Source organism: Streptomyces mauvecolor, assembly GCF_039532965.1.
In the GTDB taxonomy this organism is placed as follows: Bacteria; Actinomycetota; Actinomycetes; order Streptomycetales; family Streptomycetaceae; genus Streptomyces; species Streptomyces violascens.
This window is the reverse complement of the sequence record NZ_BAAASQ010000013.1, coordinates 12,447-25,798: the sequence shown is the minus strand read 5'-3', so window position 1 is coordinate 25,798 and position 13,352 is coordinate 12,447. Positions and strand designations below refer to the sequence as shown.

Here is a 13,352-nt window from a genome sequence, read left to right as displayed (position 1 = left end):
TGTAGCCTTTTGGGTTCTGTTTTCGGGCAGGGTGAGGAGAGCTCCGGACACGGTGGGGTTCCTTGGATCAGTGGGGGCGGGCGGTCGGGGTGACGGATCCGGAGTCGTCGGGCGGGGAGAAGGAGGGGGACGCGGTCGGGGACGGTGAGCCGAAGGGCGGCGAGGGGGTGGCGGAGTCGGTCGGCGGCGGGGCGGGGTAGGAGGGGCTGGGCCGTTCGGACGGCGTGCCCGAGCCCTGCGGGACGGTGGGCGTGCGGGTGTCCGGGGTGGACGCGGGCAGCGCCGGCGGGCTCTGCTGGAGGCGCAGGCCGAGCGCGGCGCCGGAGCCGGCGAGCAGGCACACCGCGCAGGCGGCGAGCGCGGCCGTGGTGCGGCGGCGGCGCCGCAGACCGCGTGCGGCGACGTGTTCGGCGGGCTCGGGGACGATGCCGCGGCCGCCCGCGTCTGCGGCCCGCTTCAGGGCGCGGGCCAGGGACTCCTCGTCCCGGTCGAAGTCAGACACCGTGTTCTTCCTCCAGGAGGCGGGGCGCGAGGGCGGCCCGGGCGCGCGAAAGGTGGGTCTTGACGGTGCCGGCGGTGATGCCGGTCTCGTGGGCGACCTGGTCCACGCTCAGATCGCACACGTAATGCAGTACGGCGACTCGGCGCTGGCGGTCGGAGAGGCCGCGCAGGGCGTCGATGAGGGCGACGGTGCCGGGGTCGGGTTCGGGGGCCTCGGTGCTGTGCACCTGGTTGTGGCGGCGCCACGCCTCCGCGGCCCTGCGGCCGCGGCGCCACCGGCTCACCGCGAGCCGCCAGGCCACGGTCCGCACCCAGGCCTCGGGGCCGGCCCCCGCGTCCAGGCGGTTGCGGCGGCCCCAGGCCCGTACGAACGCCTCCTGGACCACGTCCTGGGCCTCGTGGAGGTCACCGGTCATCAGGTAGACCTGGCCGACCAGCGGTTTCACGGAGTGAGCGTAGAACTCCTCGAACTCCTCGTCGGTCAAGGCGGCGCTCCTGTGGGGTGGGTAGGTCTCAGGGGGTATACGCGCGGGGGGTGGGCCGCGGTTGACACCGGGGGGCGACTTTTTCCCCACCCCGCCCCTTCCCGCTGTGACACTCTGCGGCTCCGCCGCGCGGCTTCCGGGGGTTGAAGGCTCCTGGGGCTCCGCCCCGGACCCCGTTCGCGCCTTGAGGGCGCTCGTCCTCAACCTCCCCCAAGGCCTCAAGGGCCAGGGGGGACCCCCATGACGGGCTGAGCATGCGGGTGCCGGCCGGGATGGTGCCGCCAGGGGCGCGGGGAACTGCGCGAGCTACCACTCACGGTCCGCGGGTCGAAAGGCGGCAGCGGGGCCAGTCCAGGGGGAACTGCGAGGCGAGTCGTCCACCGGCCGTATGCCGGAAGCGGGCGGGGGCTGGGGCGCAGCCCCAGGGGGTCGGGGGCGCAGCGGGCGGCGGGTGTCAGTGGGGCGTCGTAGGCTGGAAGCCCCGGCCCGTAACACGTGTCGGGCGGTTCGCGTTGCCCACTCCCCGGGATGGATGCCCTTCATGAGCCTGCACGGTCTGCTGGACGCCGTTGTACGAGACCCCGCGCTCGCCGAAGCGGTGAGGGCCGCCACCGACGGCCACCGGATGCACGTCGACCTGGTCGGCCCCCCGGCCGCCCGCCCCTTCGCCATCGCCGGCCTCGCGCGCGGGGCCGGCCGGCCCGTGCTCGCGGTGACCGCCACCGGCCGCGAGGCGGAGGACCTGGCGGCGGCGCTCCGCTCCATGCTGCCCGCCGAGGAGATCGTCGAGTATCCGTCGTGGGAGACGCTGCCGCACGAGCGGCTCTCGCCCCGCAGCGACACCGTGGGCCGAAGGCTCGCCGTCCTGCGCCGCCTCGCCCACCCCAGCAAGGACGACCCCTCCGCCGGCCCCGTCAGCGTCGTCGTCGCGCCCATCAGGTCCGTGCTGCAGCCTCAGGTCAAGGGGCTGGGGGACCTGGAGCCCGTCGCGCTCCGCATCGGGCAGGCCGCCGATCTCGGCGAGATCGTGGAGGGGCTCGCCGCCGCCGCTTACGCCCGCGTCGAACTCGTCGAGAAGCGCGGTGAGTTCGCCGTACGCGGTGGCATTCTCGATGTCTTTCCGCCTACCGAGGAGCACCCCCTCCGCGTCGAGTTCTGGGGCGACGACGTCGAGGAGATCCGGTACTTCAAGGTCGCCGACCAGCGCTCGCTCGAAATCGCCGAGCACGGGCTCTGGGCGCCGCCCTGCCGCGAGCTGCTGCTCACCGACGACGTACGGACCCGGGCCGCCGCCCTCGCCGAGGAGCACCCCGAGCTCGGCGAGCTGCTCGGGAAGATCGCCGAGGGGATCGCGGTGGAGGGCATGGAGTCCCTCGCGCCGGTTCTCGTCGACGACATGGAGCTGCTCATCGACGTCCTGCCCAAGGGCTCGATGGCGGTCGTGTGCGACCCGGAGCGGGTGCGGACCAGAGCCGCGGATCTGGTCGCCACCAGCCAGGAGTTCCTCCAGGCGTCCTGGGCGGCGAGCGCCGGCGGCGGGCAGGCGCCCATCGATGTCGACGCGGCCTCCCTGTGGGGCATCGCCGACGTCCGCGACCGGGCCCGCGAGCTGGGCATGATGTGGTGGTCGGTGTCCCCGTTCGCCGCCGACGAGGCGGACCTCACGGAGACATCAGCCGCTGACGCGGCGGGGTCCACCCTCAAGCTCGGCATGCACGCCCCCGAGACATACCGCGGCGACACCCAGCGCGCGCTCGCCGACACCAAGCAGTGGCTCGCCGACGGCTGGCGCACGGTGTACGTGACGGAGGGCCACGGCCCCGCCTCGCGCACCGTCGAGGTCCTCGGCGGCGAGGGCATCGCGGCCCGGCTGGCCGTGGACCTGGCCGAGTTGGCGCCGTCCGTCGTGCAGGTCGCCTGCGGCGCCATCGACTACGGCTTCATCGACCCGGCGCTCAAGCTCGCCGTCCTGACCGAGACCGACCTCACCGGCCAGCGCACCGCCACCAAGGACCTGGGCCGCATGCCGGCCCGCCGCCGCAAGACCATCGACCCGCTCACCCTGGAGGTGGGCGACTACATCGTGCACGAGCAGCACGGCGTGGGCCGCTACATCGAGATGGTGCAGCGCACCGTGCAGAACGCGACCCGCGAGTACCTGCTCGTCGAGTACGCGCCCGCCAAGCGCGGGCAGCCCGGCGACCGGCTCTACATTCCCACCGATCAGCTGGAGCAGGTCACCAAGTACGTCGGTGGCGAGGCGCCCACCCTGCACCGGCTCGGCGGCGCCGACTGGACCAAGACCAAGGCGCGCGCCAAGAAGGCCGTCAAGGAGATCGCCGCCGACCTGATCAAGCTGTACTCGGCCCGTATGGCCGCGCCCGGCCACGCCTTCGGTGCGGACACGCCCTGGCAGCGCGAGCTGGAGGACGCGTTCCCGTACGCGGAGACCCCCGACCAGCTGTCCACCATCGCCGAGGTCAAGGAGGACATGGAGAAGACGGTCCCGATGGACCGGCTGATCTGCGGCGACGTCGGCTACGGCAAGACCGAGATCGCGGTACGGGCCGCCTTCAAGGCCGTCCAGGACGGCAAGCAGGTCGCGGTCCTGGTGCCCACCACCCTCCTGGTCCAGCAGCACTTCGGCACCTTCACCGAGCGCTACGCCCAATTCCCCGTCGTGGTGAGGGCGTTGAGCCGCTTCCAGACCGACGCCGAGGCCAAGGCCACGCTCGAAGGGCTCAAGGACGGCTCCGTCGACCTCGTCATCGGCACACACCGGCTGTTCTCGTCCGAGACCAAGTTCAAGGACCTGGGCCTGGTCATCGTCGACGAGGAGCAGCGCTTCGGCGTCGAGCACAAGGAGCAGCTGAAGAAGCTCCGCGCCAACGTGGACGTCCTGACCATGTCCGCGACACCCATTCCCCGTACGCTCGAAATGGCCGTCACCGGCATTCGTGAAATGTCGACGATCACCACGCCCCCCGAGGAGCGCCACCCGGTCCTCACCTTCGTCGGGCCGTACGAGGAGAAGCAGATCGGCGCCGCCATCCGGCGTGAGCTGCTGCGCGAGGGCCAGGTCTTCTACATCCACAACCGGGTCGAGTCCATCGACCGGGCGGCCGCCCGGCTGCGCGAGATCGTGCCCGAGGCGCGCATCCAGACCGCGCACGGGCAGATGGGCGAGAGCCGGCTCGAACAGGTCGTGGTCGACTTCTGGGAGAAGAAGTTCGACGTGCTCGTCTCCACGACGATCGTCGAGTCCGGCATCGACATCTCGAATGCCAACACCCTGATCGTCGAGCGCGGCGACAACTTCGGCCTCTCCCAGCTGCACCAGCTGCGCGGCCGCGTGGGCCGTGGCCGCGAGCGCGGCTACTCCTACTTCCTGTACCCGCCGGAGAAGCCGCTGACCGAGACCGCGCACGAGCGGCTCGCCACCATCGCCCAGCACACCGAGATGGGCGCGGGCATGTACGTGGCGATGAAGGACCTCGAAATCCGCGGCGCGGGCAACCTGCTCGGCGGCGAGCAGTCCGGGCACATCGCGGGAGTCGGCTTCGACCTGTACGTCCGCATGGTCGGCGAGGCCGTCGCCGACTACCGGGCGCAGATGGAGGGCGGCGAGCAGGAGGAGGCTCCGCTCGAAGTCAAGATCGAGCTGCCGGTCGACGCGCATGTCCCGCACGACTACGCGCCGGGCGAGCGGCTGCGCCTCCAGGCCTACCGGGCGATCGCCTCGGCCAACTCCGAGGAGGACATCAAGGCCGTACGCGAGGAGCTCACCGACCGGTACGGCAAGCTGCCCGAGCCCGTCGAGAACCTGCTCCTGGTGGCCGGCCTGCGCATGCTGGCGCGGGCCTGCGGAGTCGGCGAGATCGTGCTCCAGGGCGCCAACATCCGCTTCGCGCCCGTGGAGCTGAGGGAGTCCCAGGAACTCCGCCTCAAGCGGCTCTACCCCCGTACGGTCATCAAGGCGCCCACCCGGCAGATCCTGGTGCCCCGCCCGACCGCGGGGAAGATCGGCGGGAAGCCGGTGGTGGGGCGGGAACTGCTCGCGTGGACGGGCGAGTTCCTGACCACGATCCTGGGGTCCTGAGGGGGCGGACCGGAAGCTCCCGGCGGGCTGCGCCGGCGCCGGGAGCTGTGACGGTGCGTCAGGCGGCGAGCGAGGATCGTATCGGGGCGACCGCGTGGACCGGCTCGCCGAAGTGCGAGAAGGCGAGGGTGCCGGGGCTGTCGCCGCCCACCGTGACCATCTTCAGGAGGTAGGGCTTGCCCGAGGTCGCCACGTCCATGGTGTAGCTCTCGTTGCCGTCCTTCTCGGTCAGGACGATCGCGGGCAGGCCGTCGACCTTGGTGGTCGCACCCTTCTTGGCCTCGGTGTCCTCCTCGCCCTGGAAGCCGCCGAGGAAGTTGTTCAGGTCGCAGACCGAGGCGAGGTCCTTGCCGTCGGCGGAGGCGGTGTTCGTCTTCGTCCACTTGCTCGTGCCCTGGGGCCGCAGGTAGACGGTCTTGCCGATCTTGATGATGGCGACGGTGTCCTTGCCCTGCGCGATCGTGCCGGTGCAGTCGCCCTTGGTGTCCAGGGAGAGGTCCATCTTGCTGGCGCCCTCCTTGGCGTCGGCGATGTCCGCCTTGAGGTGCAGCGAGGTGGCCTGGCGGGTGACCTTGAGCGAGTTGGTGAGTATCTGGCCGCCGGTCAGGTCCGCGTTCGGGTCCTTCGGCGCGGCCGCGGCAGGGCTCACGGCGGCAGGCGTCTGCGGTGCGGCCGAGTCCTTGGCGGCCGTGCCGGAGCCGGAGCCCGAACAGGCCGTCAGGGCCGTGGTGGCGCAGACGAAGAGGACGGTGCTGGTGGCGATGGTGCGGCGGCGCATGACGTGAACTCCCCCTGGGGGTGGTGGTGCTGGGCGTGGCGGAATGGGCGGCAGGTGTGGCGGGGCCGGGCACATCAGAGCAGGTGAGTGTGAACCGAGTCAACACTGAAATCTGAATCTTGATTGTTCACGGCGTGTATGGAGTGCTGCGGTGTCCTTCGGTAGGGTCGGTATTTCGCGGACGAGGGGAGCGGTCAGGTGCCGGAGCACGCAGCGGAGGTGACCGCGGCCACCATCGCCCGGCTCGCGGGGGTGGGCCGTGCGGCCGTCAGCAACTGGCGCCGCCGGCATGCCGACTTCCCCAAGCCGGTCGGCGGCACCGAGACCAGCCCCTCCTTCGCGCTCCGCGAAGTCGAGCAATGGCTGCGCACCCAGGGCAAGTTGGCCGAGGTCCCGCTGCGCGAACGCGTCTGGCAGCAGCTCTCGGCCCACCCCGCGGGCGCGGTCACGGCCCTGGTCCACGCGGGCTGCGCCCTGCTGGCCATACGGGACCACCCCGCCAAGTGGCGCAAGGTGGCCGCGCTTTCGGACGCGGGACTGGCCGAGGGGCTGCCGGGGCTTCTCGGGGAGGTGCTGGGGGAGCGGTTCGGGGAAGCGGACCCTGCGCGAGCTGTTCACACCCGCTCTGTGAACACCCCCGACGCCGCCGAGCTCGCCCCCGGCCTGCTTCTGCTGCGCGGGGTCGCCGAGCTCGCCGCCGAAGCCGGGGCCCGGGAGGCCTTCGAGTTTCTGCTCGGGCGGTATCTCGACGCCAACCCCCGTCAGTACACGCTCACCCCGCAGGGGCCCGCCGAGCTCATGGCCGCGCTCGCCGGGCCCGCGGGCAGCGTTCTCGACCCGGCCTGCGGCACCGGCACCCTGCTGTGCACCGTGCCGGGCGCCGTCGCCCTGCACGGCCAGGACACCGACCCCGACCTCGCCGCGCTCACCGGGCTCCGGCTCGCCCTCGCCGGGTCCGCCGCCATTCGCACCGCGGCCGCCGACTCGCTGCGCGCGGACGCCTTCGGCTCCCTCGCCGCCGACGCCGTGCTGTGCCACCCGCCGTTCAACGAGCGGGCCTGGGGCCACGACGAACTCGCCTACGACCCGCGCTGGGAGTACGGCCTCCCGGCCCGTACGGAATCCGAACTCGCCTGGGTGCAGCACGCGTTGGCCCGGCTGCGCGAGGGCGGCACCGCCGTGCTTCTGATGCCGCCCGCCGCGGCCTCGCGCCGCTCCGGCCGCCGGATCCGCGCCGACCTGCTGCGCCGCGGCGCCCTGCGCGCGGTCGTCGCGCTGCCCGCCGGGGCCGCGCCGCCCTACGGCATCCCGCTGCACCTGTGGGTGCTGCGCAGGCCGGACGGGGCCACCCGGCCCGCACCCGAGCTGCTCCTCGTCGACGCCGCCGGGATCGAGGGCGTCGCGGTGGACGGCGGCCGCGACCGGCTGCCCTGGCCCGCGCTGCAGTCCGCGGTGCTCGACGCCTGGACCCCCTTCGACCGCGACGGCACCGCCGCCGAACAGCCGGGGGTCAGCCGGTCGGTGCCGGTCATCGAACTCCTCGACGACGACGTCGACCTCGCCCCGGCCCGCCATCTGCCGCCGCCCGCCGCCGAAGGCGGCACCGCCGCCCTCGACGCGGTACGCGAACGCCTCGACGCCACCCTGCGCCTCGCCGCCGAACTGACCCCGCCGCCCGCCGCACCCGCCCCCACGCAGGGCGCCCGCTGGTCGCCCACCACCGTCGGTGAACTCGCCCGCGCGGGCGCCCTGGTGCTGCGCGCGGGCGGCGCCGGCGCCGGGCCGGACGGGCCCACCGTCCTCACCGAGCACGACGTACTGGCCGGCACCGCACCCTCGGGCACCCTGCCCGAAGGGCCCGCCGAGGAGCCGGTGCTGACCCGGACCGGCGACGTCGTGGTGCCCGTGCTCGGCGGCGGCGCCGTCGCCCGGGTCGTCGACGAGGCGAGCGCGGGCGCCGCCCTCGGCCGCAACCTCCAGCTCCTGCGGCCCGAACCGGGCGCCCTGGACCCCTGGTTCCTCGCCGGGTTCCTGCGCGGCACCGCCAACAACCGCCAGGCCAGCAGCTACGCCACCACCGCATCCCGGCTCGACGTCCGCAGGCTCCACCTGCCCCGGCTCCCGCTCGCCGAACAGCGGCGCTACGGCGAGCGGTTCCGGGCCCTGGCCGCGTTCGAGGACGCGCTGCGGCTCGCGGGCCGGCTCGGCGAACAGCTCGTACAGGGCCTGCACGACGGCCTGACGGACGGTTCCGCCGGGCCCGGGTGAGGATGGGGGCGGACGGTTCTGCCGGGCCTGAATGAGCGGGATGCCGCGGGGCGGCTGCGGGCCGGGGCGATCCCGGGAAACCGGGGCCCGGCCGGTCCCGGGTGACGGTTGGATACCGGCCGGGGGATCGCCCGGGCCGTTGTCAGTGGCGGTGTATACGCTCGTATCCCTGACCCGTCCCGGTCCCCGTACCCGTCCCACTTCCAGGAGCAGCGATGCACGGCCCCGGCTATGGACCGCCGCAGCCCCGCCCCTCGGGCGCGGGGGCGATCGTGCTGCGCGTGCTGTTCGCGCTGCTGCCGCTGCTCAGCATCGGAATGCTGTCGTGGACCGCGCTGCTGCGGCTCGCGATCGTGACCCGGCGCGGGGCCCACTGGGCGCTGTTCTGGGTCCAACTCGCCGTATTCGTCTTCTTCTTCACCTTCATCGTGGCCGCGCCCGACGAGAACGACTGGCGGATGGACGTCGGGATGGTCGGCCTGCTCGCGCTCGCCGTGGCCACCACCGCGTACTTCCTGTACGCCGACATCCGCCACGCGGCGCAGGCGCCGTTCGTGGTGCACCCGTTCGGCCAGTACGGGGGGCCCGCCGGTTACGGCCCGCCGCACATACCGGGAACGCACATACCGGGCACCACGGCCCCGCAGTTCGGGCCGTACGCGAACCCGTACGCCGACACCCCCGTGCCCAGCGCGCCCCCGGCCCCCGTGCCCCCGCAGCCGCATGCCCCGGCCGCGCCCAGGATCGAGCAGGTCAGGGCCGAGCTCGACGAGCTGTCGCAGTACCTGCGCAAGGGGACCGAGGGCGAGGCCAGGTGACCGAGGGGCGGGTAGTCGCCGGGCGCTACGAGCTGGCGGCGCTCCTCGGCCAGGGCGGCATGGGCCAGGTGTGGACGGCGTACGACCAGCGCCTGGACCGCCGGGTCGCGGTGAAGCTGCTCCGGCCGGACCGGGTCGCGGGCGTCGGCTCGGCCGAGGAGGTCGACGAGCTGCGGCGCCGGTTCGTGCGCGAGTGCCGGGTGACCGCGCAGGTCGACCACCCCGGGCTCGTCACCGTGCACGACGCGGGCAGCGACGGCGACGACCTGTACCTCGTCATGCAGTACGTCGAGGGCGCCGACCTCGCCGACCACCTCGCCGAGCACGAGCCGTACCCCTGGCGGTGGACGGTGGCGGTCGCCGCCCAGCTGTGCGCGGTGCTCTCGGCGGTGCACGCGGTGCCGATCGTCCACCGCGACCTCAAGCCGCGCAATGTGATGGTGCGCCCCGACGGCACGGTGACCGTGCTCGACCTGGGTGTCGCCTCCGTCCTCGACTCCGACACGACCCGGCTCACGCACACCGGTTCCCCCATCGGCTCGCCCGCCTACATGGCGCCCGAGCAGGCGATGGGCGGCGCGGTCGGCCCGTACACCGATCTGTACGCGCTCGGGGTGCTGCTGCACGAACTGCTCAGCGGGGACGTCCCGTTCGCGGGTTCCACCGCGCTGGGCGTCCTGCACCGCCACCTGTACGAACCGCCGGTCCCGGTCCGGGGGCTGCGCCCCGAGGTCCCGGAGCCCCTGGAGGCCCTGGTCCTCCGCCTCCTCGCCAAGGACCCCCAGTCCAGGCCGAGTTGTGCGCAGGAGGTGTACGAGGCGCTGGTGCCGCTGCTTCCGGTGCCGGGCGGTCCAGGGCCTGCGGGGCCGCTCGACCCGACCCGGCCGTTCCTGCGCCCGCACGCGCCCTGGCCGGACCGGGCCACGGCCCCCGCGTCCGGGCCGGTCGCACCGCCGGTGCCGCGGGTGCCGCCCCGGCCCGATGTCGCGGGCGCGGTCGACGAGGTCAAGCGGCTGCTCGGCGAGGGCCGCATCACCCAGGCCGTCGACATCCTCGGCTCGATCCTGCCCGCGGCGGCGGCCGAGCACGGCGAACGCTCGCCAGTGGTACGCATCCTGCGCAAGCAGTACGCGGCGACGCTGATGGACGACGGGCAGTACCGGCGCGCCCTGCCCGAACTGCGCCGGCTCGCCGCCGACCGCGCGGCCGAGGCGGGCCCTGCCGACCCGCAGGCCCTGGACTTCCGGCACGACGTGGCCCAATGCCTGGAGCAACTGGGCGAGGCGGGTGCGGCGCTGGCGGAGTACCGGGCGGTGCTGCCCGGCTTCGAGGCGCGGTACGGGGCCGCCGACCCGTCCCGGGTGTTCGCCATCCGCCATCGGATCGGGCACCTGCTGCTTGCGGTGGGCGACCACGGGGCGGGGCATCAGCAGTTGCAGGCACTGCTGTGGGATGCGGAGCGGGTGTACGGGGTGCAGCACCCCTACCCCGCGGAGCTGCGCCGTGCCCTCGCCCACCAACGGGAGCTCCGGGGAGGGTGAGGGGCCCGCCGGGTGCGGGTGCGGGTGCGCTTGTGAGCGCGGGCCGGGCCCACTGACCTGCGCGGTTCCCCGCGCCCCTCAACCCCGCTCTCGGCCCCGGGCCGTGGACGGCTGGTCGCGCAGTTCCTCGCGCCCCTGGCAGGGTTGGCGCGGGCTCTCCTGGGCTGTGCCCCGGGCCTCCTTGCGGCTTTCCGGCCTGCGGGCCGTGCGTGGCTGGTCGCGCGGTTCCCCGCGCCCCTGGCAGCGTCGATGCTGGCCCGCACCGGGGGATTGCAGCCCGTCCGGCGTTTGAGGACGAGCGCCCTCAAGGCGCGATACGGGGTCTGGGGCGGAGCCCCAGTGCACCCTGCCGCACCCCCGGCTACACCCCGCCCGCGCGGAACCGGCGCCGCACCGGCCCCCACACCCCCACCCCCACCAGCGCGAGCAACGCCCCCGCCCCCACCGCCGAGCCCGACCGCAGGCCCGGCGGGCGGAAGCCGCAGGACACCGAGCGCGCCCCGGCCGGCAGCGGCACGGCGACCAGGCCCAGATAGTCGCCCGCCGGAGCGACGCCCGCACCGTTCACCGCACAGCTCCACCCCGCGATCCGCGGCACCGCGAACACCGCCGTTCCGCTCGCCCCCACCGGAAGCTCCGCGTGCACCGAACTCGACGACACCGAGACGGAGGCGGCCCCCATCGCCCGCAGACGGTCCACCGCCCGTGCCAGCGCCCCCCGGTCCAGGCACCCCAGCTCCGCGTGGCGATCCGCAGGCGTCAGGGTGATGTGGGAGGCACGGCCCGGCCCCGCCGAGGGGCCGAAGGGGATCAGCGGCGCCCGCCGGCTGGGCGCGCCGCCGCGCATCTCGACGACCGGGCCGTCGCCGAGGCGCGCGGACCCGAAGTGTTCCGGCGCCCAGAGGAAGATGTCGGTCCCGGCCGGGCAGCCCTGTGTGAGGGTGCGGGTCGTATAGACGCGGGCGCCGAGCAGGAGCTCCTGGTTGCGGAACGGGTTGCTGCCGTACGCCGGTGGGGGCCCGGCCGGCCGCAGCGTGACCAGCGGCGGAGTCGAGGCGGCCCGGATCAGGGCGGGGTCGCCGCCCTTCTGGGCGACCCGCACCCGCGCGCCGACGGAGAAGATCGCGTCGGTCACCGGGTTGTCGAGGCTCTGGATCGCCCGCCCCCGAGACGTCCAGCCGCCGCCGAGCGCGGTCATCGTACGGTTCAGGACTTCCGGGGTGAGGCTGGAGTAGTAGGCGCCGCCCTCGCCGCCGAGCAGCAGCGGGTCGTTGTTGGTGATCTGGCGCTGGCCGGGATCGGTGCGGTGGCCGGGCCAGCCCGAGGCGTCCGACTCCAGCGCGGCGCGGGCCGAGTGCTCGGTGCCCCAGGCGGGATAGCCGTCCATGCGGGTCGCCCGCTGCTGGTCCCCGTACGCCGTCGTCACGCCCGCCTGCGCGATCTGCGCCCCGGCCAGCAGGGCGAGCGCGAGGAGGGAAAGTCCCCGCCGGCCCCGGCGGGCCAGGAGCAGGCCGCCGGTCATGGCCGCCAGGCCCAGGGCGAACAGCGGATACGTCCAGGCCGAGATCAGCTCGCTGAAGGCCGCGCCCGCCGCGACCAGGGCGAGTACGCCGCCCCCGCCGAGCAGCGCGCGGCGCCCGGGGATTCCGTACGACAGGGAGATCCAGGCGGCGATCACGAGGATGCCGCACAGGACGAAGGTCTGCCGGTAGGGGCTGCCGTTGGGGGTGACGAAGGCGTGCCAGGCCAGATGGGTCGGCTTCCACTGGAAGGACAGCGCGACGGCGAGCGCGAGCCCGCTCCACGCGTACCGCTCGCGGCGTGGGACCGCGCGGTGGAAGGCGAGGGTGCAGGCGAGAAGCAGCGCGCCGGTGCCGAGGAAGACGGCGGGGGAGGAGAAGGAGTACGTGCCGGGCAGGGTGCGGGCCAGATAATCCGGCCAGGACACCGGCGCGAACTCCCGCACCCAGCCCGGATGCGCGTGCTTCGTCCCCAGATAGATGGTGAACAGGAGCGGCGCCGAGAGGCCGATGCCGATCACGAACGAGCGGGTGGCGACCAGAACCGCCCGGACCCGCCCGCGCCGGTCCGTGTCGCGGTCCACGTACAGAAGGAGGAGCAGGACGAGTCCGGCGCCGATCGTCGCCATGTACGCGGTGTAGAAGTTGGCGATCCAGGCGAGTGCCACGACCAGCGGGCCCAGCACCGGCCGCCGCCCGGTCCTGGCCCAGTGGCCGACCAGGCAGAGCAGGGGGAAGGCGATCAGGCCGTCCAGCCACATCGGGTTGTAGATCGACTCCAGGACCGACCAGCCGCACAGCGCGTACGAGGCGCCGAGCACCCCCGCCACCCAGCGGTGCCGGGCCGCCGGCCGCAGCGCGAGAAGCAGCACCGTCATGGCGACGGCGGCGGCCGCCATCTTCAGGACGGTGATCACATACACCGCGAGGTCGATCCGGTCGCGCGGGAAGAGGGCGACGAGCAGCGCGAACGGGCTGCTGAGATACGTACCGAGGTCGGGCAGGAACGAAGTCCCGTACCCCGACTGCCAGTTGAGGAGGAGGCCGCCCTCGGCGCGCCCGTGCAGCAGGTCCCACAGGTGCTCGTGGAAGGGGATGAACTGGTTGCCCAGGTCGTTGATGCTGCGGGTGTGCCGCTGGAGCGGGCCGAGCGGGACGACCCCGGCGACCGTGTCCGCGCCGCACACCGCGATCAGGGTGATCAGTGCGGAGAGGGAGGCGGGCCGGGCGGCCGGGCGGCGGGTGGCAGCGATCCGCACCGGGGCCACCGGTGGGGCGGGGGCGGCTTCGAGGGTCGGCATCGAGGTCCTTTGCTGTGCGCTGCCGTCGAATATGCCGGACC

At 73.8% G+C, this 13,352-nt stretch carries 8 protein-coding genes; 4 read left to right on the top strand and 4 right to left on the bottom strand.

Annotated elements, in window-relative coordinates:
* Positions 1-67 precede the first annotated feature (67 nt).
* Positions 68-502 carry a hypothetical protein gene (locus ABD346_RS19250; RefSeq protein WP_344376320.1) on the bottom strand — a complete coding sequence of 145 codons (435 nt, stop codon included), beginning with the start codon at positions 500-502 and terminating at the stop codon, positions 68-70.
* Positions 495-986 carry a SigE family RNA polymerase sigma factor gene (locus ABD346_RS19245; RefSeq protein WP_189961511.1) on the bottom strand — a complete coding sequence of 164 codons (492 nt, stop codon included), beginning with the start codon at positions 984-986 and terminating at the stop codon, positions 495-497. Before ABD346_RS19245 ends, ABD346_RS19250 begins: the two co-directional genes overlap by 8 nt.
* Positions 987-1,527: 541 nt before the next feature.
* Between ABD346_RS19245 and mfd the strand changes: the two genes are divergently transcribed.
* Positions 1,528-5,085: a transcription-repair coupling factor gene (gene mfd / locus ABD346_RS19240; RefSeq protein ID WP_344376318.1), complete on the top strand. Its 3,558-nt coding sequence runs from the start codon at positions 1,528-1,530 to the stop codon at positions 5,083-5,085.
* A 58-nt stretch (positions 5,086-5,143) separates the two neighbouring features.
* Here the strand turns inward: mfd and ABD346_RS19235 are convergent, their stop codons facing one another.
* The gene (locus ABD346_RS19235) at positions 5,144-5,863 is read right to left on the bottom strand and encodes a hypothetical protein (protein WP_344376316.1); all 720 of its coding nucleotides are present in this window, start codon (positions 5,861-5,863) and stop codon (positions 5,144-5,146) included.
* 198 nt (positions 5,864-6,061) lie between these two features.
* Between ABD346_RS19235 and ABD346_RS19230 the strand changes: the two genes are divergently transcribed.
* The 3 genes from ABD346_RS19230 (at position 6,062) to ABD346_RS19220 (ending at position 10,490) form a co-directional block, all read left to right on the top strand.
* Positions 6,062-8,131, top strand: a complete 2,070-nt coding sequence (locus ABD346_RS19230) for an N-6 DNA methylase (protein ID WP_344376315.1) — start codon at positions 6,062-6,064, stop codon at positions 8,129-8,131.
* 215 nt (positions 8,132-8,346) lie between these two features.
* Positions 8,347-8,949 carry a hypothetical protein gene (locus ABD346_RS19225; RefSeq protein WP_344376313.1) on the top strand — a complete coding sequence of 201 codons (603 nt, stop codon included), beginning with the start codon at positions 8,347-8,349 and terminating at the stop codon, positions 8,947-8,949.
* A complete protein-coding gene (locus ABD346_RS19220; protein WP_344376312.1) occupies positions 8,946-10,490 on the top strand; it encodes a serine/threonine-protein kinase in 1,545 nt (514 codons plus the stop codon). Before ABD346_RS19225 ends, ABD346_RS19220 begins: the two co-directional genes overlap by 4 nt.
* 361 nt (positions 10,491-10,851) lie before the next feature.
* Here ABD346_RS19220 and ABD346_RS19215 read toward each other — a convergent pair whose 3' ends face one another.
* Complete coding sequence (locus tag ABD346_RS19215; RefSeq protein ID WP_344376310.1) at positions 10,852-13,311, bottom strand: YfhO family protein; 2,460 nt, start codon at positions 13,309-13,311, stop codon at positions 10,852-10,854.
* Positions 13,312-13,352 lie beyond the last annotated feature (41 nt).

What these genes read in the sequence shown, in the direction of transcription:
- mfd (WP_344376318.1), top strand. Translation starts at nt 1,528, where the DNA reads ATGAGCCTGCACGGTCTGCTGGACGCCGTTGTACGAGACCCCGCGCTC.
- ABD346_RS19235 (WP_344376316.1), bottom strand. Translation starts at nt 5,863, where the DNA reads ATGCGCCGCCGCACCATCGCCACCAGCACCGTCCTCTTCGTCTGCGCC.
- ABD346_RS19225 (WP_344376313.1), top strand. Translation starts at nt 8,347, where the DNA reads ATGCACGGCCCCGGCTATGGACCGCCGCAGCCCCGCCCCTCGGGCGCG.
- ABD346_RS19215 (WP_344376310.1), bottom strand. Translation starts at nt 13,311, where the DNA reads ATGCCGACCCTCGAAGCCGCCCCCGCCCCACCGGTGGCCCCGGTGCGG.